The 23,356-nt window shown below is 64.1% G+C and carries 21 protein-coding genes, 1 tRNA gene, 1 other RNA gene and 1 pseudogene; 12 read left to right on the top strand and 12 right to left on the bottom strand.

What is annotated here, in order from left to right:
- The gene (locus OH491_RS01140; RefSeq protein ID WP_068772884.1) at positions 1–2,217 is read left to right on the top strand and encodes a recombinase family protein; all 2,217 of its coding nucleotides are present in this window, start codon (positions 1–3) and stop codon (positions 2,215–2,217) included.
- Between the two features lie 212 nt (positions 2,218–2,429).
- Here OH491_RS01140 and OH491_RS01135 read toward each other — a convergent pair.
- A tRNA-Asn gene (locus tag OH491_RS01135) sits at positions 2,430–2,504 on the bottom strand.
- Positions 2,505–2,688: 184 nt separating this feature from the next.
- Positions 2,689–3,726 carry a GTPase ObgE gene (obgE, locus tag OH491_RS01130; RefSeq protein ID WP_068772885.1) on the bottom strand — a complete coding sequence of 346 codons (1,038 nt, stop codon included), beginning with the start codon at positions 3,724–3,726 and terminating at the stop codon, positions 2,689–2,691.
- Positions 3,727–3,934: 208 nt separating this feature from the next.
- On the opposite strand from obgE, the gene OH491_RS01125 reads away from it, so the two are divergent.
- From OH491_RS01125 to OH491_RS01110, 4 genes are all read left to right on the top strand, one after another.
- Positions 3,935–4,978, top strand: coding sequence for a LacI family DNA-binding transcriptional regulator (locus OH491_RS01125; protein WP_334319705.1), 1,044 nt, complete (start codon positions 3,935–3,937; stop codon positions 4,976–4,978).
- A gap of 121 nt (positions 4,979–5,099) precedes the next feature.
- Complete coding sequence (gene mreC, locus OH491_RS01120; protein ID WP_068772886.1) at positions 5,100–5,933, top strand: rod shape-determining protein MreC; 834 nt, start codon at positions 5,100–5,102, stop codon at positions 5,931–5,933.
- A gap of 180 nt (positions 5,934–6,113) precedes the next feature.
- A complete protein-coding gene (locus OH491_RS01115) occupies positions 6,114–7,640 on the top strand; it encodes a penicillin-binding transpeptidase domain-containing protein (protein ID WP_342750819.1) in 1,527 nt (508 codons plus the stop codon).
- Between the two features lie 5 nt (positions 7,641–7,645).
- Positions 7,646–8,719, top strand: coding sequence for a peptidoglycan D,D-transpeptidase FtsI family protein (locus OH491_RS01110; protein ID WP_342750818.1), 1,074 nt, complete (start codon positions 7,646–7,648; stop codon positions 8,717–8,719).
- Here OH491_RS01110 and OH491_RS01105 read toward each other — a convergent pair.
- The 3 genes from OH491_RS01105 to OH491_RS01095 all read right to left on the bottom strand — a co-directional run bounded on the left by OH491_RS01105 (position 8,709) and on the right by OH491_RS01095 (position 11,360).
- The gene (locus OH491_RS01105) at positions 8,709–9,518 is read right to left on the bottom strand and encodes a hypothetical protein (RefSeq protein WP_068772889.1); all 810 of its coding nucleotides are present in this window, start codon (positions 9,516–9,518) and stop codon (positions 8,709–8,711) included. The genes OH491_RS01110 and OH491_RS01105 overlap by 11 nt on opposite strands.
- A 123-nt stretch (positions 9,519–9,641) precedes the next feature.
- The gene (gene aroC, locus OH491_RS01100; protein ID WP_068772890.1) at positions 9,642–10,745 is read right to left on the bottom strand and encodes a chorismate synthase; all 1,104 of its coding nucleotides are present in this window, start codon (positions 10,743–10,745) and stop codon (positions 9,642–9,644) included.
- A gap of 120 nt (positions 10,746–10,865) precedes the next feature.
- Positions 10,866–11,360, bottom strand: a complete 495-nt coding sequence (locus OH491_RS01095; RefSeq protein ID WP_334319706.1) for a DUF374 domain-containing protein — start codon at positions 11,358–11,360, stop codon at positions 10,866–10,868.
- Between the two features lie 49 nt (positions 11,361–11,409).
- On the opposite strand from OH491_RS01095, the gene OH491_RS01090 reads away from it, so the two are divergent.
- The 3 genes from OH491_RS01090 (at position 11,410) to OH491_RS01080 (ending at position 15,467) form a co-directional block, all read left to right on the top strand.
- Positions 11,410–11,607 carry a hypothetical protein gene (locus OH491_RS01090; protein WP_334319707.1) on the top strand — a complete coding sequence of 66 codons (198 nt, stop codon included), beginning with the start codon at positions 11,410–11,412 and terminating at the stop codon, positions 11,605–11,607.
- 305 nt (positions 11,608–11,912) lie between these two features.
- Complete coding sequence (locus OH491_RS01085) at positions 11,913–12,608, top strand: hypothetical protein (protein WP_068773028.1); 696 nt, start codon at positions 11,913–11,915, stop codon at positions 12,606–12,608.
- A 15-nt stretch (positions 12,609–12,623) separates the two neighbouring features.
- On the top strand, positions 12,624–15,467 hold the full coding sequence (locus OH491_RS01080) for a cytochrome c biogenesis protein (protein ID WP_342750816.1): 2,844 nt from the start codon (positions 12,624–12,626) through the stop codon (positions 15,465–15,467).
- Between the two features lie 29 nt (positions 15,468–15,496).
- Here the strand turns inward: OH491_RS01080 and OH491_RS01075 are convergent, their stop codons facing one another.
- From OH491_RS01075 to ssrS, 7 genes and pseudogenes are all read right to left on the bottom strand, one after another.
- Positions 15,497–15,901: a glyoxalase gene (locus OH491_RS01075; protein WP_334319708.1), complete on the bottom strand. Its 405-nt coding sequence runs from the start codon at positions 15,899–15,901 to the stop codon at positions 15,497–15,499.
- Positions 15,902–15,950: 49 nt separating this feature from the next.
- Complete coding sequence (locus OH491_RS01070) at positions 15,951–16,256, bottom strand: helix-turn-helix domain-containing protein (protein ID WP_334319738.1); 306 nt, start codon at positions 16,254–16,256, stop codon at positions 15,951–15,953.
- Positions 16,257–16,517: 261 nt separating this feature from the next.
- Positions 16,518–16,784: pseudogene (locus OH491_RS01065) on the bottom strand (DUF6597 domain-containing transcriptional factor); the annotation flags it as partial.
- Between the two features lie 24 nt (positions 16,785–16,808).
- Complete coding sequence (locus OH491_RS01060) at positions 16,809–17,453, bottom strand: phosphoribosylanthranilate isomerase (protein WP_068772895.1); 645 nt, start codon at positions 17,451–17,453, stop codon at positions 16,809–16,811.
- 114 nt (positions 17,454–17,567) lie between these two features.
- Complete coding sequence (locus tag OH491_RS01055) at positions 17,568–18,662, bottom strand: DegT/DnrJ/EryC1/StrS family aminotransferase (RefSeq protein ID WP_068772896.1); 1,095 nt, start codon at positions 18,660–18,662, stop codon at positions 17,568–17,570.
- 187 nt (positions 18,663–18,849) lie between these two features.
- Positions 18,850–19,191, bottom strand: coding sequence for a hypothetical protein (locus OH491_RS01050; RefSeq protein WP_068772897.1), 342 nt, complete (start codon positions 19,189–19,191; stop codon positions 18,850–18,852).
- Between the two features lie 86 nt (positions 19,192–19,277).
- Positions 19,278–19,460, bottom strand: a non-coding RNA gene (ssrS, locus tag OH491_RS01045) — 6S RNA.
- 136 nt (positions 19,461–19,596) lie between these two features.
- On the opposite strand from ssrS, the gene hemF reads away from it, so the two are divergent.
- From hemF to OH491_RS01025, 4 genes are all read left to right on the top strand, one after another.
- Complete coding sequence (gene hemF, locus OH491_RS01040; RefSeq protein ID WP_068772898.1) at positions 19,597–20,586, top strand: oxygen-dependent coproporphyrinogen oxidase; 990 nt, start codon at positions 19,597–19,599, stop codon at positions 20,584–20,586.
- Between the two features lie 81 nt (positions 20,587–20,667).
- Positions 20,668–21,303 (top strand): MBL fold metallo-hydrolase, encoded by a 636-nt coding sequence (locus OH491_RS01035; protein ID WP_068773029.1) that lies wholly within the window; start codon positions 20,668–20,670, stop codon positions 21,301–21,303.
- 129 nt (positions 21,304–21,432) lie between these two features.
- The gene (ribD, locus tag OH491_RS01030; RefSeq protein ID WP_068772899.1) at positions 21,433–22,629 is read left to right on the top strand and encodes a bifunctional diaminohydroxyphosphoribosylaminopyrimidine deaminase/5-amino-6-(5-phosphoribosylamino)uracil reductase RibD; all 1,197 of its coding nucleotides are present in this window, start codon (positions 21,433–21,435) and stop codon (positions 22,627–22,629) included.
- Positions 22,604–23,257, top strand: a complete 654-nt coding sequence (locus OH491_RS01025) for a non-canonical purine NTP pyrophosphatase (protein WP_068772900.1) — start codon at positions 22,604–22,606, stop codon at positions 23,255–23,257. Before ribD ends, OH491_RS01025 begins: the two co-directional genes overlap by 26 nt.
- The last annotated feature ends 99 nt before the right edge of the window (positions 23,258–23,356 follow it).

The following is a 23,356-nucleotide window of genomic DNA, read 5'->3' as shown; positions in this document are numbered from 1 at the left end:
ATGCCGCGAAAGCCTGAGCGTTCACCGCTTGATTTACCCCGGGTTCCGGTAGTCATCTACGCCCGTGTTTCGACCGACAACCAAGTTGGCGGTCGTTTCGACTCATGCGAAAGCCAAGCCGCGGTGTGTCGCGACCAGATTCGGAACCATGCCGACGAAGGATGGTATGAAGTAGCAACGCTTACCGACGCGGCGTATTCCGGTGGAACAATGGACCGCCCCGGCATCCGAGCCCTCAAGCGGATGATTGAGGCTGGCGAGGTCAAGGTTGTCCTGGTCTTCAAGCTCGAACGGCTCTCTCGAAACATGGACGAATGGGGACCGTTCCGTGCATTTCTGCAAAAGCACGGCTGTCGTCTTGAAAGTGCTACGGAGAGCATCTCGGAGGTGGAGCCGGAGGGCCGCTTGAAGAACAACATTATGATGAGCGTGGCGGAATTCGAGCGACTGAATACCGCGAAGAAAACGCGCATCAAAATGCGGGAACAAGCGAAGCGAGGATACTGGAACGGCGGGCTGGTCCCTTATGGATACGCCTACGACAAGAATACGCAGGCGCTTCAACCACACCCGACCGAGGCTCCGGTATTGCAGCGTATCTTTCAGGAGGCCGCAAAACTGATGTCGCTGACCGACATTGCGAATGCGTTGAACGCTGACGGGCTTCGCACCAAGGAGCGCGTGGTTCAACGCAAGGATGGCAAGACCGAGACCATTGGCCGACGGCTATTTCGTTCCGATGGACTCCGGCTGATCATCCAGAATCCGATCTACCGTGGAGCGGTGAGATTTGAAGGCCAAGAGTTCACAGGTAAACATGAGGGATTGGTGTCGGCCGAAATATGGGAAAAGGCCAATGCCGCTGCTGCGGACATTCAGGAGCGTCCGGGACAGCTAGATCACCCGAGCTTTCAAGCCCGGGATGTCCACAATCATTTGTTCAAGGGCATCGCCTTCTGTGCGGCGTGTGGGAGGGCGCTGGTGCCTAGCGACAGCGGGAAACGAAACGCCTCCGGGGGCAAATACCGCTACTACACGTGTAGTGCCGTTTTGAAGGAAAAGCATACCGCGCAATGCACCGTCGGGCGGCTCTCTGCCGATGCCTTGGAAAAGGCAGTCGTCACCGTCTTAGGGGAGGTCGCGAAACATCCCTCAATCATCAAGGAAATGGTGGAGGTTTCTCGCTCAACCCGCCGGAAGGATACCGCCGTGTTGCAGTCCGAAGTCGAGAAGCAAAAGCAATCGCTGGCCAGCGTCGAGAAGCAGCTCGATAACTGTGCGATCGCCATCTCCAAGGGTGGCGTCGATGTCCTCGGCGATGCGCTGGTCCGGCGTGCGTCCGATCTGCGCGAACAACGCCGTCGGTTGCTCGTCGAACTGGAGCGAACTCGTCAGGAATTAACGGCATCGAATGCGCTGGTGCTGGAAGAACAACACATCAGGAAAAACCTGGAGCGTTTCAGGGAAGTGCTCCCGAAGCTGACGCCATCCGAGCAAAAGGAGATGATTCAGCTTTTCATCGAACGAATCGACGTGCGTCGGGCAACGGAAGCCGGTGGCAAGAAAGTCGGGTCAAGGGAGGGCGCACAATCGGCGGATCGCCTGATGGAGATCCGGGTCAAGCTTCACAGCGCGGAGTTGGCACAAGGGTTGGAGGCGCAGAAGCAAGGTCACAGGATGCCAGTCGGCCAATCATCCAACCTGCGAGGACTGAGTTTGGATGCCCGGGTGGACTTCAAAAATGCGATGCGCGGGGAAATCACGATCATCGCGCCGTTCCGGCAATCCGTGCGGTTGGACGCACGAGTTCGGACCGTGGCCGTCAATAAACCGGCGGTGGAGCACCCGGTCATCCGCGCTCAGAAATGGCAACGAATGCTGACCACGGGCGACGTGCCGAATCGCCTAGCGTTGGCAAAACGTGTCGGAGTCGACCCCGGCATGGTGACCCGTGTGCTCAAACTCGTTCACCTAGCACCATCCATTCAGGAGTATCTTGCGGGCCTTAAAACGGCGAACGAGGCTTGGCACTTTAGCATCAAGGTCCTTGGTGAAATCGCGGATCAGCCAATTGAGAAGCAAGAACAGGCATTTGCTCGCCTAGTCGCGCAATTCAACAACCGGGAAGAACGAAACCAAGCGTTGTCCAAGATGGTTGCGATCACCCACGGCCACATCCCAAAGTGGTCTGCGGGACCCAAGTTTACGGCGGGCTAAAGTCCCTATTCCGGGTGAAACTTCACTTCAGGATTATTTTGACCGATCTTTCCGAACAACCCCAAGGGGCCGCCGAAATCCGGCTGACTCGCGACCAAATCAAGAACTCCACCCAAGATCGGTCAAAATCAGTGAGTTCATTTGTGCCAATAAATGAGCGAGTTCCGCGATTTTTTGACCGATCCTCAAAAAAGTTCGGATTATTTTTGAAATGGCTGCCCGGGCTGGGGTCGAACCAGCGACCAAGTGATTAACAGTCACCTGCTCTGCCACTGAGCTACCGGGCATCAGTTCTCATCCGCGTCACTTCTTCAAGCCTCGCAGACGATTGAGAGGGTCGCTATTACGGATAGCTCTTTCGCTTCCGCAAGTGAAAAATTCGGCCTATTTTCCGCACATTCGCGTTTTTTTGTTTCACTTTGAGCAATCCCTTGCTGCCCGCCATCCCGCCCCGCCTACGGGGTGGGCCATTCACTCCGCCGCGACGGGGCTGGCTTTCGCCGTTTTTGCCTTTCCTTTCCCCACCCGCTTGAAGAGTTCCTTCTTCAATTTTTCCAGACCGGCGCCAGTCAGGCAGGAAATTTCAAGGACGTCGGCTTTGTGACGCCGCTTGAATTTCGCCAGGTTTTTTGCAGCTTCCTCGATGTCCATTTTGTTGGCCACCACGACACGCGGCTTTTCGAGCAACGCGGGATCGTAAAGCTTCAGTTCCTTGAGGAGCGTCGCGTAATCGTCACGCGGATCGCGTCCGTCCACGCCGGCCATGTCGATGAGAAACATGAGCAGCGTGCAGCGTTCGATGTGGCGCAGGAAACGGTGGCCGAGTCCGCGATTCTCGCTCGCGCCTTCAATGAGCCCGGGCACATCGGCGAGCAGCAGGCGCCCGCTCCGGCGCGGATCGTCGTGTTCGATGACGCCGATCTGCGGATGGAGCGTGGTGAAGGGATATGCGGCGGTGCGCGGACGCGCCTTGGTGATCTGGCGCGTGAGCGAGGATTTCCCGGCGTTGGGGAAACCGACCAGGCCGACGTCGGCAATGCTTTTCAGGATGAGGCGATACACGCCGCCTTCGCCGGGCTGGCCGGGGTTGGCGCGCTTGGGCGCCCGGTTGGTGGAGGTTTTGAAATGCGTGTTGCCCCAGCCGCCGTTGCCGCCCTTGCGGAGCACGATGCGCCGGCCGTCCTCGATCACCTCGGCGACGACCTTGCCGGTGTCCTCGTCGATGGCGATGGTGCCGAGCGGCAGCTTGAGGATGGCGGGGCGGCCTTCGCGGCCGTTGCAGTCGGAGCCCATGCCGTGCTCGCCGCGCTCGCCTTTCCAGTGCGGTTTGTATTTGTAGTCGATGAGGTTGTTGGTGTCGTCGTCGCCGAGCAGGACGACATCGCCGCCTTTGCCGCCGTCACCGCCGTTGGGGCCGCCCCAAGGCTCGAATTTCTCGCGCCGGAAACTCACGCAGCCGCGTCCGCCGTCCCCGGCCTGAACCTTGATGACACATTCGTCGATGAACATGCGTTGAGCTTAAACAGGGGATTTTTTGAGAAATCAATGGCGGTGTGCGATGCCGCCGTGCCCGCGCCGCACGTCCCCTCCGATGATTGCGCGGGAAACGTTTGCGGCCCCGGAGGGCTGACACGGGTTTCCCAAGGGGCGAGGCGGTCGCTTGGTGTAAGGTTTTACGATTGCGTGAGCGGGAGCGATGCGGCATTCAAAGGCGCTTGTGGCTGTGAAAGAAGCAACAATCCTCGAGGTCGCCCGGCTGGCGAAGGTCTCTGCCAGCACGGTTTCCAATGTGCTCAACGGCAAACACGACAAGATGCGCCCGGACACGCTGGAGCGCGTGATGGCGGCCGTGGCGGAGCTGGGTTACGCGCCCAACCAGATGGCGCGCGGGCTCAAGACCGGCTTTGTGCCGATCATCGGGCTCATCGTGCCGTCGGTGGAGAATCCGTTCTGGGGCGCGTTCGCGCGCTGCGTGGAGCATGCCGCGATGGCGCGAAACTGCCAGGTGATGCTTTGCAACGGCGAGCGCGACCTGGCGCGAGAGCAGCTTTACGCGGAATCGATGTTGTCGCGGGGAATTCGCGGTGTGATCCTCGGCTCGTCCCCGCTCTCGATGAAGCATCTCGCCGGGCTGGCGAAACGCGGATTGAAGGTCGTGGCGTTTGACCGCGCCAACATCAAGGAGGGCGATTTCGAGGTGGACAGCGTGCGCGTGGACAATTCGCAGGGCACGGCGCTCGCCATCGGGCATTTGATCAAGCTCGGGCACCGGCGCATCGGTTTCGTCTCGGGCCCGGTAAACTCGTCCAACCGCCTCGACCGGCTCAACGCCTATCGCGAGACCCTGCGCGCGCACGGCATCAAACCGAACGACAAATGGGAATGGCTGGAGGCCGAGCCCGAGTCGGATTCGGAAAACGCGCTGGCGGGCCGCATCGGGGTGAAGGCGCTCCTCGCGCGCCGCCACCCGCCGACGGCTTTTTTTGGCATCAACGACATGACCGCGCTCGGCGTGATCGAGGGCGCGCGGGAGCTGGGCCTGCGCGTGCCGCAGGATGTGTCGGTGGCGGGCTTCGACGACATTTTTCTTTGCCGCATGAGCAACCCGCACCTGACGACGGTGCGCCAGCCGCTGCCGGCGCTGACGGAAGCGGCGGTGAGCCTGCTGCTCGGACGCATGTCGGGGACAAACACCGATGCGCCGGCGCACATCAATCTGCCGGCGGAATTGATCGAACGGGACTCATGCGGCCCGGTTTGAGCGGGAGGGACATAAAAACTCCAAAAATCCCTTTGCGCTTCCCTCATCTTTTTGCGGCGATTGCCGATTGACTGCCATTCGCCGGCAACCGGCGTTTTCCGCAACCCGATCTCTCCTCGCCGTGCCGCCCAAACGCATCGACCAAGCCCGCCCGTTCCTGATCCTCCTCATCGCATTCGCGGCCTGGCTGGTGCTGCCCGCGTTGTTCAAGCGTTTCGCGCGGCTTTCGTTTTTTGAGTTTCAGGCCCCCATCGACGTCACGGCGGGACGGGTGCGCGATTTGCAAAACTACTGGTCGCTGCGCACGCGGGCCAAGAACGACCTCATCGAGGCCGGCCAGCAGCTCTCGCGCCTCAACGCATCCTACGAACTGAGCATCCGCAAAAACGCCACGCTGGAGGCCGAGGTTGCCCGGCTCGAGGAGCTGCTGCGCCTGCCCTCGTTCAACGATTACCGCAGCGAACCCGCCCGCGTGCTCCGTCGCGACTACAACGCCTGGTGGCAGCGCCTCGTCATCCGCAAGGGCTCCATGCACGGCATCACCGCGGGCTCGCCCGTCATCTTTGTCGGCGGCGTCGTCGGCCGCGTGACCGAGGTCGGCGCCTACACCTCGGTCGTCGATTTGGTGAGCAATCCCGGCCTCCGCCTCGCCGCCTGCATCGAGGGCGACAACCGCCCGGTCAGCTATCAGGGCGCCGGCGCCCGCTCGCTGGCCCGCGCGGGCGGCATGGTGGAATTCGTGCCGCTCGACATCCTCGCCGGCGCCACCGATCCGCGCCGCCTCGTCACTTCCGGCCTGGGCGGCGTTTTCCCGCCCGGCCTGAGCATCGGCCTCATCACCACGCTCGATCCCGGCAGCGACGGCCTTTTCAAATCCGGCCCCGTCCTTCTCGACCCTCGCCTCGCCTCGGTAAGCGAAGTGACGGTGCTCGTCCCCCTCCCTCCGCCGTCCTGATGAACCGAAAACACACAACCCTCTCTTTATTCTTTCCTCTTTATCTTTCCTCCAACCGCCTCGGCGCACATGCCGGGCACGAGAGAAAGAAGAAAGATAAAGAATAAAGAGGAAAGAATAAGGCCGCATCACCCGCCCTCCTCCTTTTCATCTTTTTGTCACGCCCTCGCCTTTTCCCCGATGCGCCGCTATCGCACACCCATCATCGTCATCCTTTGCGGAATCCTGCTCTGCACGGTCGCGGCCCAGCTCAACCACTACCTGTCGTCCCTGCACATCAGCGTTTTCGTCGGGGGACTGCTGGTGGTGTTTCCCGCGCTTCGCCTCCGCCACCGCCACGGCTGGCGCATCATCGTTCCGCTCGGCCTCTGGTGCGACGCCGCCACTCCCCTGCCCTTCGGCTTGCTCACCATGCTTCTTCTCCTCGCGCACGCCGTCATTTTCCAACTCCGTTCGCGCATCCCCCGGGCCGAGCCGTTGGTCGGCGTTGCCGTCGCCCTGATTGCCAATATCGCCCTCTTCGCCGCGGTCGCCATCTTCTGCGCCCTTCGTCTTGACGCGCCTTCCGGCCTCGCGCTCCGGCATCTGCTCGCATCGCTGAACATCTACGACCGCGAAGGCCGCCTCCTCGTCGGCAACCGCGCCCGTTTTGAAGTCACGCTCAACCTCGACGAACTCCGCCGCGAATTCCGCCTGGAATATCTCCGCATCCGCAAAAACTACCGCGAACTCGGCGACAAGGACATCCCCAGTTCCTCCCAGATGGCCGTCATCGCGCGCTACTCCGTCGTCCAGCGCTACCTCGACGAGGTCAACCGCGTCATCGGCCGCGAGGCGCAGGTGAGCAGCCGCGATCTCGAACGCCACTTCCGCCAGCAACTCCTGCTGCCCTACACGCTGCTCGACGATCTCACGTCCGGCGACTATGCCCGCCTCGCCGAACAGCTACCTGTCCGCTCCCCGCTCCAGCTCACCGCCTCCAGCGTCCGCGATTATCCGCACGGTTCCGCCGCGTCACATATTCTCGGATACACCGGCGCGACCGACGACATCCCCGTGGAAGGCTTCCCCGGCGAGGACCTCGCCACCTTCAAGATGCGCGGCACCACGGGCCGCGCCGGCATCGAGCTGCAATTCAACGATCATCTCCAGGGCAAGGCCGGCGGCGCCATCTACCGCGTCGATCCCGCCGGTTACCGCATCGACCCTCCGCTCATGCGCCGCACCCCGGTGCAGGGCCGCAACATCGCGCTCTCGCTCGACCTCGACCTGCAACTCGCCGCCGAGGCCGCGATAGAATCCATGGCCGACGAGGACGGCACCCGCATCGCCGGCGCGGCCGTCGCCATCGACGTCCGAACCGGCGAGGTGCTCGCCATGGCCAGCAAGCCCGACTACAACCTGAACGACTTCACTCCGCGCCTCGGCTCCGATGCCGCGAAAAAAATCGAAGAAGAGGGCGCATGGCTGAACCGTGCCATTCAGGGCCTTTATCCGCCCGGCTCCACCTTCAAGCTCCTCACCGCCGTCGCCGCCTTCCGCTCCGGAGTGCTCGAACCCGACACTGAGGTTGTCTGCCACGGCGTCATGCGCGTGGGCAGCCGCCTCTTTCCCTGCCACGACCGTCGCGCGCACGGTCCGATCTCCTTCCCCGATGCCATCGCCAAAAGCTGCAACATTTTTTTCTATACGCCGAGGCCGCGATAGAATCCATGGCCGACGAGGACGGCACCCGCATCGCCGGCGCGGCCGTCGCCATCGACGTCCGAACCGGCGAGGTGCTCGCCATGGCCAGCAAGCCCGACTACAACCTGAACGACTTCACTCCGCGCCTCGGCTCCGATGCCGCGAAAAAAATCGAAGAAGAGGGCGCATGGCTGAACCGTGCCATTCAGGGCCTTTATCCGCCCGGCTCCACCTTCAAGCTCCTCACCGCCGTCGCCGCCTTCCGCTCCGGAGTGCTCGAACCCGACACTGAGGTTGTCTGCCACGGCGTCATGCGCGTGGGCAGCCGCCTCTTTCCCTGCCACGACCGTCGCGCGCACGGTCCGATCTCCTTCCCCGATGCCATCGCCAAAAGCTGCAACATTTTTTTCTATACCGAAGGCATCGCCGCCGGGCCGCAATCCCTCGCCGACAATGCCCGCCGCTTCGGACTCGGCCAGCGCACCGGCATCGAACTCCCCTACGAATCTGGCAGGATGAACATCGCCGATCCGGCATGGAAAAAAGAAAACCGCGGCGAAAGCTGGACCGATGGCGACACCGCTAATATGTCCATCGGCCAGGGGTTCCTTCTTTTTTCCCCGCTCCAGATGGCCTGCTTCGCCGCCTCCATCGCGCGCGGCGAACTGCGCACCCCGCCGACCCTCCTGCATGACCCCGGGCGACCCGCGCTTCACACCGAACCCATCGGGCTCACGCCCGCGCAACAAGCCACGCTCGTGGAGGGCATGGTGCGCACCGCGCGGATTGGCACCGCCCGCAGTCTCAGCAGTCTCAAAATATATCCCGAATTCAAAAACCTCGTGATTGCCGGCAAGACCGGCACCGCCCAAGTTCCGAATCCGAAAGGCGGCAAACAACTCAACATCGCCTGGTTTGTCGGCTTCGCTCCCGCCGACAATCCGCAAATCGCCATCGCTGTCGCCATGGAGGGCCACGTGCCCGGCGAGGAATACGGCGGAGGCACCATCGCCGCGCCCATCGCCGGTATCATCCTTAAGGCTTGGCAAGCCAAACGCGCCGCCCCGGCCGCGCAGGCGCGGACCGTGGCTACTCGATAAACTTCCGGATATCCGGAATCACCTTCACGCGCTGCCCGCCGGCGCGGCGCTCGAAATACGGGTCCACCTTTTCGACGATTTCCACGTCTTCGCTGTCCGGCTCGACCTCGCCCTCGTCGCTTTCGACACCGGTCTCGATGTCTTCGCCGTCCACCGTTTCCCATTCCGGGCCGTCGAAATGATGTGACATCCGCCGCGCCTCGGGCACGAGCACCAGCGCCGGATTTTTCACGCGCCCGTTTTTCACGAACTCAAACACGCAGGGATAATACAGTTTTTTGAAACGCTCCTGGAAATCCGACATCCATTTGTTTGCCACCCCCTCGCGCTTCGTCAGCAGCACCACGTCCGAAAAATGGATGCACGCCTCATACCACGCGCCGAGTTCGCGGTGCGCCTCGGCGAGCTGGCAGTTCACCACGCACAAAATCCGCGCCAGTTCGCCGCCCACCTCGACCAACCAGGGCTTGAGGGCCTCGACCTGCTCGACCGGATTGCGGCGTCCGTCGGTCACGAAAAACACATGCGTCGCCGCCGCCACGCGCGCGCTCATCTCGTCCGTTGTCGCGATGGAGCCGTCCCTGCCTTCCGGCCCGCCGCCGGTCTCGCGCCACGACCAGCGGAACAGTTCGCCGAGCTTCGCGTCGCGCTCATCGGGCGCCTCGGTGTCCGCGAGCAAAACCAGCGAACGTTCGTCGTCGTCCATGGCGTCGTTGACAAAATCCGCCAGCACCTCGCGCCGCCCCGAGCCGGATGCGCCGAGGATGACATAAACAAGGGGTTGTGCCGTTTCGCTCATGTTGAAAACCAGAATCAGAATCGTATGAACCGCGAAGGACGCGAAGGTTGCAAAGAGATTTTAATCAATCGGTCTTTTCTTCGCAACCTTCTCGTCCTTCGCGGTTCCCCGTCCACTCCGATTTCAAAACTCGAACGTCCCGCGCTGCGCCTTCTGCCGCATCCAGTGATCGACCAGCACGAGCGCGGTCATCGCCTCGACGATCGGCACCGCGCGCGGGACCACGCACGGGTCGTGACGCCCGCGCCCGACCAGTTCCGTTTCCCCGCCGCGCATATCGACGGTTTGCTGGCGTTGCAGGATCGTGGCGGTCGGCTTGAAGGCGGTGTTGAACCAGATCTCCGCGCCGTTGCTGATGCCGCCCTGCACGCCGCCGGAACGGTTCGTCACCGTGCGCGCGCCGCCTTTGCCGTCGGGCGCGAAAACGTCGTTGTGCTGCGAGCCCTTCAACGCCACCGCGCCGAACCCGCTCCCGATCTCGAAACCCTTCGTCGCCGGCAGCGACAGCATGGCCTTGGCGAGGTCGGCTTCCAGCCGGTCAAACACCGGTTCGCCCAACCCCGCCGGCACGCCGCGCACGCGGCACCGCACCACGCCGCCGACCGAGTCGCCTTCGGCGCGCACGGCCTTGATGCGCTCGATCATCGCCGCCGCCGTCTCCGCATGCGGGCAGCGCACCGCGGTCGCCTCCACCTCCGCCAGCGTGGGAAATTCCGCGCCCGCGCCGCTGTCCTCCGGCATCGCGATGTCGTGGATGCGCGTGACATACGCGCGGATTTCCACGCCCGCCGCCGCGAGGATTTTTTTTGCGATGGCCCCGGCGGCGACGCGCCCGATGGTCTCGCGCGCCGAGCTGCGCCCGCCGCCGCGATGGTCGCGGATGCCGTATTTCGCCTGATAGGTGAAGTCGGCGTGCGATGGACGAAATTTCTCGCGCATTTCGTCGTAGGCGCCGGGCCGCTGGTCGGCGTTGCGCACCAGCATCGCGATGGGCGTGCCCGTGGTCCTGCCCTCGAACACACCCGACAAAATCTCCACCGCGTCGGCCTCCTTGCGCGGCGTCACGATGTCGCTCTGGCCCGGACGCCGCCGGTCAAGCTCGGCTTGGATTTCCTCCGCCGTGATGGGCAGCAAAGGCGGACAACCGTCCACCACCACGCCGATCCCGGCCCCGTGGCTCTCGCCCCAAGTCGAAAGCGTGAAAAGTTTCCCAAAGCTGTTTGCCATCGTAAGTCGTGAGAGTGCCCCGGCCCGGAGCGCCCGCAAGGGTATTTTGGATTCTCGATTTTCGATTGATGGAGCTACCGCTCCGATTTGCCTTCGGCGCGGTAGCGCCCAATCGAAAATCTAAAATCCAACTTCCCCGTCCCGCCCGGTCTCCACCGGATTGATCTCGCGCAGCGTTTGCTCCAGTTCCTCCGCCACCGCCGAAGCGCGGTCTTTTTCCACCGTATCCAGCAGGCGTCCGTAAATCCTCACCCGGGAAAACGGACGCGGCAGCGGAAAGCGGTCCCAAGTGCCCAGCCGCCATGCCGTCTCATAGACCACGCCAACCGCCACGATGGCGCTGCGGCCGTTCTTCGCCACGATGACCGTGCCCGGCTTCACCTCGTAGATCGGGCCCTTGGGTCCGTCCGGTGTCAGCCCCACATCGTGCCCCGCGCGCAGCGCCGCGATGAGTTTCTGCGCGGCATCGCGCCCGTTGTTCGAACTCGATCCGCGGATCACCCGCAGCCCCAGCAACCCGAGCAGCGCGCCCATCAACGCCCCGTCCTTGCTCGTGCTGGTCAACGCGCAAAGCGCCCGTCCGGCGCGATACCGCCCGATAAGCTGCGTGAGCATGAACGTGCGGTTGTGCCAAAGCGCAAACGTCACCGGCCGCTCCCGATAAGTGAACGCCCGCCGCGACCCCGCGGTCAGCTCGATGCGCAACGTCGCGCTCCAAAGCCGCACGATCACGCTTGCCGGCCACGCCAGCGCCCGCATCCACCACTCGATCGCACGCACCGGCTTCTCCTGCCGTGGCGCGCAAGCCTTCGACGGCGGGAAACCGCCATTTCCAATCACGGGCGCGACTGGCGGGGAATGATCGCTGGGGGCATGCATCGGGTGAGACAGACACGCTAGCGGCGATTTCCCGCGGGCTGCGAGACCGATTTCTCATGCCTGCGGCCACACTGTGACATTCCTGCGCAAATTGAGATAAAACGGTGAAACATGCCTTCATCCGGCCTTTTCGGGTTGAGCCATTGTCCGCTCCTGGCGCAAACACTTCGCGCCGCGCCAACCGCGCACGCGCATCCAGCGCCCGAAACAAGGTTTGCGTTGCATAAATCAAAACCCGCCGAATCCTTCAACCTCACGACTCAGCCCGCACGCCCAGCGAATATCGACATGACCACGCGCTGCCCGTTCCTCCTCTCCGCCGTCGCGCTCCTCGCGCTGCTCTTGCTCAATACGGCATGCCGCGAACCGCGGATCCGCACCTACGACGCGCCCAAGGATCCGCCGCCCGCGCCGTTGCAACTTCCGCCCGCCTCTGCCGACGCAGCCGCGACGCCGCCCGCTCCCGCCGCCATGCCTCCGATGGCCGGCATGTCCGCCGAAGATGCCGCGCGGGCTGGGGTGGCGGCCGCCGCCGGCGCGCCGCACGCGCATTGGACCGTCCCCGCCGGCTGGCAGGAAAAACCCGCGGGCGCCATGCGCGCCGGCACGCTCGCCGTCTCCGCGCCCGATGGACGCGGCGCGGAGGTGGCCGTCACCGTGTTCCCCGGGGATGTCGGCGGCGACCTCGCCAACGTCAACCGCTGGCGCGGCCAGCTCCAGCTTCCCCCGGTCACCGCCGCGCAATTATCCTCGGTGATCACCACGCTCGACGCCCCCGCCGGCCTGTTTCTCATCACCGACATGACCAGCGAGGCCGCGCTCATCGACGGCAAATACAAATCCCGCACGCTCGGCGCATGGCTGAAGCAGCCGGAGCGCACCTGGTTCTTCAAATTCAGCGGCGAGGCCGGCCTCATCGGCGAGCAGAGGGAAACTTTTCTCGCGTTTCTCCAAACCGTCAGTTTTCACGACGGACGGCACTGAACTTCAAGAATCTCCATGCGCGCCCTCTGGCACTCCTTCGTCGATTTTTTTGTCTCGCTCCGCCTCACCGTCTGGCTGCTCGCGCTTTCCATCGCGCTGGTGTTTTTCGCCACGCTCGACCAGGTGCAGCTCGGCGTCTGGGGCGTTCAGCAAAAGTGGTTTCACTCCTTCATCGTCATCCACTTCGTCAAGGGCGTCCCGCTGCCCGTCTTTCCCGGCGGCTACTGCATCGGCGGGCTCCTCTTCTTCAACCTCCTCGCCGCGCACGCGCGCCGCTTCCGTTTCTCTTGGAAAAAATCCGGCATCCTCCTCACCCATTTCGGCCTGCTCCTGCTCCTCGTGGGCGAATTTTTCACCGGCATCATGCAGGAGGATTACCAGCTCCGCCTCGATGTCGGCCAGACCAAGAACTACTCCGAGCACGTCCGCCGCCACGAACTCGCCATCATCGACACCACCGCGCCCGATCACGACCGCGCCACCGTCTTCCCGGAAAAATTCCTCGCCCGCCACCGCGACGCCGCGCCCGACGCCCTGCCCTTCCGCGTCATCACCCGCGCCTACTACCCCAACGTCGCGCTGAACTTCCGCGAGCGCGTCCCCAACGCGCCCCCGCCGCCCTCCACCCACGGACTCGGCGAACGCCTTGTCCTCTTCCCGCTCGCCGAGACTCACGCCCTCGACGAATCCAACATCCCCGCCGCCGTCGTGGAACTGGTCGCGTCCTCCGGCTCGCTCGGCACCTGGCTCGTCTCGCCCGTCCTCGATCAACTCGGCCCGCAAACCCTCGAGCACGACGGACGCACCTGGCGCCTCGCCCTGCGTCCCGAGCGCGCCTACAAACCCTATTCAGTCACGCTCCTCGAATTCCGCCACGACCGCTACCCCGGCACCGACATTCCGAAAAACTTTTCCAGCCGCGTGCGCCTATCCGCCCTGCAAAACAAAACCGCCTTCGACACCGAAGGGTTCGCCCGCCTGCCCGTCCTCGCCGACGGACGTATCAAACCACTGGATACCGTGGCCCGCTCCACGCTTCTCCGCATCCAGGGCCGCCAGAACGTCAAGACCGGCGACGGCCGCCGCCTCACCCCGGCCGAGTGGCTCCTCGACGCCGCCTTCCGCCCCGACGAGGCCGCCCGTCACCGGGTTTTCGAAATCACCCATCCCGACCTTCTCGCCCTGCTCCAGCTTCGCACCGACGACGGGGACGGCGGCAAACGCTTCTCGCTCGACCAGCTTGCCCCGCGCCTCGACGCCCTCGATGCCCAAGGCCGGCTCGCGCAGGAAAAAGAGGACGCCCGCCGCGACTCCTACGACAAGGCCGTCGTCGCCCTCCTCGGCAACATCCACGCGTATCAACAACTTCAATACAGCCTCGCCCTCCCCGGCCATCCCGATTTTCTCGGGCAGCTTCTTCGCTTCCAGGAAAAGCTGCCCGAGGCGGTCGCCGCCGCCCGCGCGCGCGAAGCCGGGCGGCCCCACGACAACGCGACGCTCCAGCTCATGGCCGCCATGCAGCACGACCTCCAGCTCATGGACACCAATGCCGCCTTCCGCGCCATCCCGCCCAACGCGCCCGGCGGCTCCGCCGGCGACTGGCGCACCGCCGGGGCCGCGCTGCTCGACACCTTCTCCACCGGCCGGCTCGATCTCTTCGCCCTCACCTGCGCGGCGATGGGGCAGACCTGGCGCGAGCAAAATCCGGAAAAGTTCAACGAAGGCGTCCGCCTCTATCGTCAAAACATCGAGCCGCTCCAGCCCGCCGCGCTTTCCCGCGCATCCATCGAGGGCGCGTTCAACCACGCCGCGCTTTTCTACCACAGCGCCGTTCTTTACGTTGTCGTTTTCCTGCTCGCGGCCCTGTCCTGGCTGAAATGGCCGCGCATCCTCGCCCGCTCGGCGCTCTTTCTCATGATGCTCGCGTGGCTCCTCACCACCGCCGGCATCCTCACCCGCATGTGGCTCGGCGGCTATCCGCCCATCACGAACCTCTACTCCTCCGCGCTCGGCGTCGCGTGGTTTGCCGTCACGCTCTGCATCGCCCTTGAATTTATCCACAAAAACGCCGTCGCCAGCATGGCCGGCGGCATCATCGGCTTCTGCGCGCTGCTCATCGCGCACCACCTTTCGCTTTCCGGCGACACGCTCGAAATGATGCGGGCCGTCCTCGACAACAACTTCTGGCTCGCGACCCATGTCGTCACCATCACGGTCGGCTATAGCGCCACCTTCCTCGCCGGCATCCTCGCAATCCTCTGCATTTTCCTCCGCTTCGCCCCGCCGCCTGCCGGCGGTTCGAGTGGCACGGACGACTCGCCCGTGGACGGCGCTCCGCGCCGCAATCCCCAAGCCCACGGGCGGGACGCCCGTGCCACTCAACCCGCCAAGGCCGCTCCCATTCCGCAATCCGCATTTCGCGATCCGCATTCGCTCCAGCGCATGGTTTACGGCATCGTCTGCTTCGCGACGCTCTTCAGCCTCGTCGGCACCGTGCTCGGCGGCATCTGGGCCGACCAGTCCTGGGGCCGCTTCTGGGGCTGGGATCCGAAGGAAAACGGCGCGCTCATCATCGTCATGTGGAACGCCATCTACCTTCACGCGCGCTGGGGCGGACTGGCCGGCGTGCGCGGCCTCATGATGATGGCTGTCTTCGGCAATATCGTCACCGCGTGGAGCTGGTTCGGCACCAACCTCCTCGAAGTCGGCCTCCACAGCTACGGCTTCACCGACAAGGGGGCCATCACGCTCGGCCTCTTCGTCGCCACGCAACTGGTCATCATCGCCCTCGCGCTGATCCCGGCGCGGACAGGTAATGGAAGGCAGGCGGGCGGACCTCCGGGGCTCGCAACGAAGTGACGTCGTGACTGGCGGCGCCGGCGCTACGATTACGCCTGCGCCCGCTCGGCGAACACCAGCACGTGCCCGTCGCAGTCTTCGACGCAAAACTCGCGCATCCCATACGACGACGTGTGCGGCGACAGGCGCACCGCGTCAGGCGCGATTGCCTTGATGTGTTCATAAAGCGCCTCCACTCCCTCGATCTCCACGTAATAGGTACACGAAAAACCCGCCGCGCGCGTTTTCAGCGCGCCGGGCAATTCGCTTCTCAGATTCTCCGCCTGCTGCAACATCAGCTCGACGGAATCCCGGACCAGAATTGCGAACACATAGCCCGTGCCATCGACAAGCGCCTGATCGACGGTCTTCCCGTCCTCGCGCATGGCCATGACGACCGAGAAGCCGCACAAATCACGATAAAATACGACGGCGCGGCGCACGTCGGCGACCATGAGATTGGGAGTAAGTTTTTTGAATTTCATAAGCAAGGACTGAACCCTATCAAACCCGCGATGCACCGTATTGAAGAAAACGGCCATTTTTTAATGCCGCCCAATAGGCCGTCGGCGTCCTCCCCGTAAACTCGCGAAACTCACGCACCAGATGCGCCTGGTCAGCGAATCCCGCTCTCCCGGCGACATCCGCCCAATCCATCGCCGCGCGCTCCGCTTCCATCACCGCAAGCACCTCCTGCAAGCGCAGCACCCGTGCGAAAAATTTCGGTGACACCCCCACGGCCAAATCGAACACGCGCCGCAAGGTCCGCACGCTCATGCCCGCGCTGGCCGCGATTTGCGCCACCGTCATGTCCTCGTGCCGGGCGGCAAACGCCCCCACGGCCCGCACCGCCCTTGCCGCGCCGTGGTCCGCGCCCCGCAAACCGTGCCATCGCGCGAGCAACTGTGTCGCCAGCTTCACGAGCGTGCGCGGAGTTGCCCCGTCCGCCACCGCGTCGGCCAGCCAGCCGCCGTCATTCACCGGGAGCGGCATGGCGTATCCGAACGGCAACCGGCAGTCCCGCATTTCAGCCATCGGGGCCTTCACGACACCGGCGAGCGCCCCCGGGCGAAAACGAATCCCAAACGAATTTACCCTGCCCCGCATCGGCACCGGCAGCCTGCGCGTCATCGACCCCACGAATACCGATTCCACCCCGCGGCTGTCCGCCGAAACGATCCAGTCCGCGCAGCCGTCCGGCAGCACATCGTGCCAGTGGATGCCGTCCGAAACCGTTCCGCGTATCCACCAAATCGCCTCGACCCACTTCGCGATCGAGGCCGGCGGCGCAGCCTCGCAATAGCGCGGCGAAGAAAGATGCGTTGTGCCGTTCCCCATTATGCCAGATTCCGCGCCCTGCTTTTACGCACCCACATTTTTCGCGAACCTCGACAATTTTTCCGCATTCTTCACCCCCGGCGACGATTCCACTCCGCTGTTCACGTCCACGAAACGCGCGCCACTCGCCGCGAGCGCGGCGGCGACATTCTCAGGAGTCAGCCCGCCCGCGAGTATCCATGTTTTTTCGGAATGCGCGGCCCGATGCCGCGCAAACTTCGCCCAGTCGCCCGTCCTGCCCGAGCCGCCGAAGCCGCCCGCGTGAAACGTATCCAGCAAAAAGGTGTCCGCCAGCGGCAGCCACGCGGCGGCCACATCCATCTCAGGCGGCAGTTTCGGCGCGAGCCACAGGCGACTGCGCCCAGTAAATTCCGACCACTCCGCCGCCACCGCCAGCGGCACCGTGTGGGAAAAGTGAATCTGCACGAAATCAAACCCCGCCGCCACCGCCGACGACAGTTCCGCGACGCCCGGCTCCACCATCACCGCCACGCGCTTCGGCCCGGCCGGCAAATCCGGCGCGAGTTTTTTCCATGCCTCCAGCGCAAGAAACCGCGGCGACTTCGGCCACAGGATGAACCCCAGATAATCCGCCCCCGCCCGCGCCGCCGCCCGCGCATCGGCCGCCGAAGTGAGCCCGCAAACCTTGAGCTGGATGTTTCCGATCATGGGGGAATTTGCGATTTACGAATTACGATTTACGATTGGGCGCTGCCGCGCCGAAGGCAAGTTGGAGCGGCAGCTCCATCAATCGTAAATCGTAACTCGTAAATCGTAATTTCATCAAAACTCGTTCACCGACGCGATCACGTGCGCGACCTGCGCGTCGGTCAGTTCAGGGAAAATCGGCAGGCTCAGGCAGGTCGCGCAGGCCTTTTCCGCCACGGGCAGGGAGCCCGCCTTTTGTCCGAGATGCGCGAAGCAGTCCTGCAAGTGCAGCGGCACCGGATAAATCAGGTCCGTGCCCACGCCGCGCTTGGCCAGATGCTCGCGCAACGCATCGCGCCGCGGATGACGCAGCGTGAACTGGTGCCACACGCACGCGCCGTAATCGACCGTCGCCGGCAGCAGCGCGTCGGCCAGTTTTATTTCCGCCCGGTAGCGCGCCGCGATCTCCTGGCGCCGCGCCGTCCACGCCGCGAGCAGCGGCAGCTTCACGTTGAGCGCCGCCGCCTGAAACCCGTCCATGCGGAAATTAAAGCCCACAATGTCGTGATAATACCGCCGCGACGAGCCGTGCACCCGCAGCAGCCGGGCTTTCTCGAACACCTCCTCGCGCCGCGACACGAACGCGCCGCCCTCGCCGCATCCGCCGAGGTTTTTGGTCGGATAAAAGCTGAACGTCCCCGCGTCGCCGATGATGCCGACCGGCGTGCCCTTGTAGCGCGCCCCGGCGGCCTGCGCGCAATCCTCCACCACGAACAACCCGTGCTTGCGCGCGACCGCCATGATCTCGTCCATGCGCGCCGGCTGCCCGAACAGATGCACCGCGACGATGCCCTTTGTCCGCGGCGTGATCGCCGCCTCGATCTTGTCCGGATCGAGGTTGAACGTGTCCTCCTGGATATCCACGAAGCGCGGCGCCGCCCCCGTGTAGCTCACGCCCCAGGCCGACGAGATGAACGTGAACGTCGGCACAATCACCTCGTCCCCCGGCCCGACCCCGGCGCACACCGACGCCACATGCAGCGGCGACGTGCCGCTGTTCATGCCCAGCGCGCGCGGATAGCCGAGCGCGGCGGCGAAGTTTTTCTCAAACTCCTCCACGTCGCGCCCGAGACAAAAGCGCGTGCCATCATAAGTGGCCGCCAGCGCCGCGAGCACCTGCTCGCGGATGGCCTTGTGTTGAAGCGAGAGATCCAGAAATGGAACGTTCATAAGTTATGAACTTATGACGCTACGACGGCTCGCTGCGCTCGCAAATCCCAAATCACAAAATCCCAAATTCCAAAGGACACCCGCGCTTCGCGCGTCTCCCTTGGAGATTTGAATTTTCGGATCTCGGGTTTTTTGTGATTTGGGATTGTCAGACTGTCGCTTCGTTCGGTAGCAAGCGCAGCGAGCCTTAAAACGGCTTGTAGATCGCCATGTAAACCGACACGCCCGCGAGCACGATCACCGCGAGCCGCAACGGTCCCGCGATTTCCCGCTTGCGATACGCCAGCCCGGCCATTGCCGAGAGCACCAGCCACACGGCGATTTTCACCCAAATCCATTTCATCCCGAAAGTGTAGCCGACCTTGTGCATGATGCCCACGCCGCTCACGAGGATGAGCAGCGACGCGATGCCCGTGATCATCATCACCCGCTTCCTCGTCTCCGGCGGCGCGGCAAACGCGTAAAACGTGTAGCCGAGCAAAACCATGCCCATGATGATATGGAAAACCTTGTAGAATTCGTAGCTCATGTGATTTCGGTGGAGCCAAGCGTCCGGAAAATCGGCCCGCGGTCAACACGCCCCGGACGATGACTCGCAAATAGAAAATGAAAAGTTGATCCTCCGCCTGTGCCGTGCGCCCAAAGGCTCTGGTCCTTTTTATGTTAAGGTGGGCGCCTCCCCCGCAGCGTTTGTCTTCCGGTTTACGGCCTGACAGCTTCCGCGACGGTTTCGACTCCCGTAATGTATCAAAGGCAAAGAGCGGTTATTGGAAAGCACCTCGAACACCGCAGAGGATCAGCCGTCCAAAGTAGATTCCGCCGCGCCTTGGTCAAACCTAAGCGGGGGTGAAAAATCTGTTTTGTTGCAACCGCTTGATGGTGCGCCATTGCGCGCGATTCCGCATTTTGCCAAAACATCCGCGCTTTGAGCCAATTGACTGAAAATCCCTCGTCCGCGCCGGGCGGCCAATCCGCCGCCGCGCCCGGCGTCGCGTCCGTGCGCGCATGGCTGCTCGATTTCCAGGCCCGCGTTTGCGCCGCGCTTGAGGCCGGGGATGGTTCGGCCCGCTTTTCCACCGATGCGTGGACACGCCCCGATCCTGCCACCGGCGGCGGCGACACGCGCGTGCTTGCCGACGGTCCGGTCTTTGAAAAGGCAGGCGTGGCTTTCTCTCATGTGCGCGGCGACCGCCTGCCTGCCTCGGCCACCGCGCAACGCCCCGCGCTCGCCGGCCTGCCGTGGGAGGCGCTCGGTGTCTCCATCGTCATCCACCCGCGCAATCCGCATGTGCCCATCAGCCACGCCAACGTCCGTTTCTTCCGCGCCGGGCCAGACACCGGGGAGGCCGCCGCACCGGCGGCCTGGTGGTTCGGCGGCGGTTTCGACCTCACGCCTTGCTATGGCTACGAGGAGGATGCCATCGCGTGGCACCGCGCCGCGCGCGACGCGCTCGCGCCGTTCGGCGAGGCGCTCTACCCCCGTTTCAAAAAGGCCTGCGACGAGTATTTTTTTCTAAAACACCGCGGCGAGCCGCGCGGCATCGGCGGGGTGTTTTTCGACGACTTCAACGAACTCGGCGCGGAGCGCTCCTTTGCCCTGCTGCGCGCCGTGGGCGACGCCTGGCTCTCGGCCTACCCGCCCATCGTCGCGCGCCGGAAACACACGCCGCACACGGAACGCGAAAGGCGTTTCCAGTTGTATCGGCGCGGCCGATACGCCGAGTTCAACCTCGTATGGGACCGCGGCACCGCCTTCGGCCTGCAAAGCGGCGGACGCACCGAATCCATCCTGATGAGCCTCCCGCCGCTCGTCCGCTGGGACTACGACTGGCATCCCGAACCCGGCTCCCCCGAGGCGCGCTTGCACACGGATTTTCTGCGCCCCCGCGACTGGGCCGGGATGGAAAGCACAAAGGCCCGCTGAAGCCGTTGATGGCCGGTCTTTTTCATCGGAAACAGGATTTTGCGTTGATTGGCGGCGCGGTTACGGTGTGCAGTGAAGGTCATGCAGATTCATGTCTTCACCGGCGGCCCGGCCTATACTCACGGCTACCTGCTCTCCGCACCGGAACGCGGCGAGGCGGTTCTGGTCGATGCGCCCGAAAACGTGTGGGATGCCATCGCTCCCGTCCTCGATGAGCAAAAATGCCGGCTCGCCGAGCTTTGGATCACGCACGGGCATTGGGACCACACGCAGGGCGCGGCCGAGGTCGTGCGGCGCACCGGCGCGAAAGTCCGCGCGCACCGCGCCGACCAGCCGCTCATCGAAACGCCCGGGGTGATGGGCGCGCTGCTGCCGCGCGGCATGGAAATCGAGCCGGTGAAGGTGGACGCATGGATGGCGCAGGGCGACCGCTTCGAGGCGCTCGGCGAGCAGGTCGAGGTGCGTCATGTGCCGGGACATTGCCCGGGCAACATCCTGTTCTGGTTCCCCGCGCAAAAAATGGCCGCCGTGGGCGACGCGCTCTTTGCCGGCAGCATCGGGCGCACCGACCTGCCCGGCGGAAGCATGCGCGAACTCGACCACTCCATCCGCACGCAAATCTACACGCTGCCCGACGACACCCGCGTGTTTCCCGGCCACGGCGACGACACCACCGTCGGCGAGGAAAAGAAAACCAATCCGTATGTGCGCGAATAAAAGCGGTTCCCTTTCTTTCCTCTTTATTCTTTCTCTTTCCTCTTTCTTCGCGGGGCGAACGGCCTCGGTGGAGAAAGAGGAAAGAGAAAGAATAAAGAGGAAAGATGTTTTGGTAAGGACGATTTTTATATGAGCACCGGTCACACCCGCTCCCCGATTGACACCTCGCAACTCGCCCGGCACGAGCGTCACATGCGCCGCGCCTTGGAACTCGCGCGTCGCGGCTGGGGGACCACCCATCCCAATCCCATGGTCGGGGCCCTCATCGTCGAGGACGACGCCATTGTCGCCGAAGGCTGGCATGCGCAGGACGGCGGCCCGCATGCCGAGCGCGTCGCCCTCGCCGCGCTCGGCCGCAAGCCCAAGCCCGGCGCCACGCTGTATGTCACGCTTGAGCCCTGCTCCACGCACGGCCGCACCGGCGCCTGCACCGACGCCATCCGCGAGGCCGGCATCGCGCGCGTGGTCGCCGGCGCGACCGATCCGTTTGCCGAGCACGCGGGGCGCGGCTTTCAGATTCTGCGCGACGCGGGCATCGAAGTCGTCAGCGGCGTGCTCGAGGCCGAGTGCGCGGACCTGAATCTGTTGTTCAACCATTGGGTGACCGCGCGCGCGCCGCTCGTCGCCGCGAAATCCGCCATCACGCTCGACGCCAAGATCGCCACGCGCACCGGCGAGTCACGCTGGATCACCGGCGAGCCCGCGCGCGCCGACGTGATGCGCTGGCGGCGCTTGTTTCCGTCCATCGCCATCGGCGCCGGCACCCTCGCGAAGGACAACCCGCGCCTCACCGCGCGCATCGAGGGCGAGGAGGAATGGTGCCCGCTGCGCTTCGTGTTCGACGGCCTGCTGCGCTCGATGACCGACCGCTCGCTGCCGCGCCTCTACACGGACGAGTTTCGCGAGCGCACCATCGTCGTCACCACGCCGCACGGCGGCCTCGGCTACGTGCGCAAGCTCCGCGACCAGGGCGTGCAAGTCTGGTGCCTCGACTCGCCCACGCAGCGCGTGCCGATCGCTGCGTTCCGGCAAAAATGCGCCGAGGAAAAAATCACCGGCGTCTATCTCGAGGGCGGCAGCCAGCTCGTGAGCGAGTTTTTGCAGGAGCGCCAGCTCGACTACCTTTTCGTTTACCGCGCGCCGCTGCTCTTCGCCGACGAGCGCGCCAAGCCCGTTTACACCGGCCTGCGCACCGAGCGTCTCGACCAGTCGCTGCGCCTGGCCGACGTGCGCCACGCCTCGTTCGGTGACGACCAGCTCATGCGCGGACGAGTCGTTTACCCGGAAAAAATCCACTTCGATGAAACTGTTTTTAGCCTCCGGTAACACGCACAAGGCGCAGGAATTCCAGTCGCTTGCCGACGCCTCCGGCCTTCCGCTCGAAATTCTCTCCGCCAAGACCATCGGCGGCATGCCGCAGGTGGAGGAGGACACGGGTACCTTCACCGGCAACGCCCGCAAAAAGGCCCGCGCCCTGCGCGAGAAAATCGACGCCGCCGCCGGCATTCCGCACTCCGCATTCCGCATTCCGCATTCGACCGGCGCCTGGGTGATGGCCGACGACAGCGGCCTGTGCGTTGACGCGCTCGGCGGCGACCCCGGCGTCGAATCGGCCTATTACGCCGGCCCGCAGGGCGACGGCGCGGCCAACCTCGCCAAGCTCGTCGCCGCCACGCGCGACGTTCCCGACGGCGCACGCGGCGCGCATTTCGTATGCGTGCTCCTCCTCATCGCGCCGGATGGCGCCGAGCACGCCTTCGAGGGACGCTGCCACGGGCGCCTCGCCCGCGAACCGCGCGGCGCGGGCGGCTTCGGCTACGATCCGGTTTTCATTCCCGACGGCCACCACCAGACCCTTTCCGAACTCGGCGACGCGGTCAAAAACCGACTCAGCCACCGCGGTCGCGCCTGGGCCAAGGCGGCGGAGTTTTTGGCAACTCGATGCGCATCGTGAACGCATTCCCAGACCGCTCGATCGTGCGTAGGGCCCGACCTTGCGTCGGGCCGCGAATTACCAGATGGCATCGGCACGCTTGCCTTTGTCGCTCTCATT

The sequence above is a fragment of the Termitidicoccus mucosus genome, assembly GCF_038725785.1.
Lineage (GTDB): Bacteria > Verrucomicrobiota > Verrucomicrobiia > Opitutales > Opitutaceae > Termitidicoccus > Termitidicoccus mucosus.
Note: the sequence above shows the minus strand (reverse complement) of the source record. Positions and strands in the feature narration are given on the sequence as shown.

Bases quoted from the DNA above. Each gene is read 5' to 3' on its own strand.
- OH491_RS01050 (WP_068772897.1), bottom strand. From the start codon at position 19,191: ATGAGCTACGAATTCTACAAGGTTTTCCATATCATCATGGGCATGGTT.
- OH491_RS01110 (WP_342750818.1), top strand. From the start codon at position 7,646: ATGGCCGACGAGGACGGCACCCGCATCGCCGGCGCGGCCGTCGCCATC.
- OH491_RS01035 (WP_068773029.1), top strand. From the start codon at position 20,668: ATGCAGATTCATGTCTTCACCGGCGGCCCGGCCTATACTCACGGCTAC.
- OH491_RS01095 (WP_334319706.1), bottom strand. From the start codon at position 11,360: ATGCTCACGCAGCTTATCGGGCGGTATCGCGCCGGACGGGCGCTTTGC.
- aroC (WP_068772890.1), bottom strand. From the start codon at position 10,745: ATGGCAAACAGCTTTGGGAAACTTTTCACGCTTTCGACTTGGGGCGAG.
- OH491_RS01085 (WP_068773028.1), top strand. From the start codon at position 11,913: ATGACCACGCGCTGCCCGTTCCTCCTCTCCGCCGTCGCGCTCCTCGCG.
- OH491_RS01070 (WP_334319738.1), bottom strand. From the start codon at position 16,256: ATGACGGTGGCGCAAATCGCGGCCAGCGCGGGCATGAGCGTGCGGACC.
- OH491_RS01115 (WP_342750819.1), top strand. From the start codon at position 6,114: ATGCGCCGCTATCGCACACCCATCATCGTCATCCTTTGCGGAATCCTG.
- OH491_RS01140 (WP_068772884.1), top strand. From the start codon at position 1: ATGCCGCGAAAGCCTGAGCGTTCACCGCTTGATTTACCCCGGGTTCCG.
- OH491_RS01080 (WP_342750816.1), top strand. From the start codon at position 12,624: ATGCGCGCCCTCTGGCACTCCTTCGTCGATTTTTTTGTCTCGCTCCGC.
- obgE (WP_068772885.1), bottom strand. From the start codon at position 3,726: ATGTTCATCGACGAATGTGTCATCAAGGTTCAGGCCGGGGACGGCGGA.
- OH491_RS01055 (WP_068772896.1), bottom strand. From the start codon at position 18,662: ATGAACGTTCCATTTCTGGATCTCTCGCTTCAACACAAGGCCATCCGC.
- OH491_RS01075 (WP_334319708.1), bottom strand. From the start codon at position 15,901: ATGGTCGCCGACGTGCGCCGCGCCGTCGTATTTTATCGTGATTTGTGC.
- OH491_RS01060 (WP_068772895.1), bottom strand. From the start codon at position 17,453: ATGATCGGAAACATCCAGCTCAAGGTTTGCGGGCTCACTTCGGCGGCC.
- ribD (WP_068772899.1), top strand. From the start codon at position 21,433: ATGAGCACCGGTCACACCCGCTCCCCGATTGACACCTCGCAACTCGCC.
- OH491_RS01025 (WP_068772900.1), top strand. From the start codon at position 22,604: ATGAAACTGTTTTTAGCCTCCGGTAACACGCACAAGGCGCAGGAATTC.
- OH491_RS01105 (WP_068772889.1), bottom strand. From the start codon at position 9,518: ATGAGCGAAACGGCACAACCCCTTGTTTATGTCATCCTCGGCGCATCC.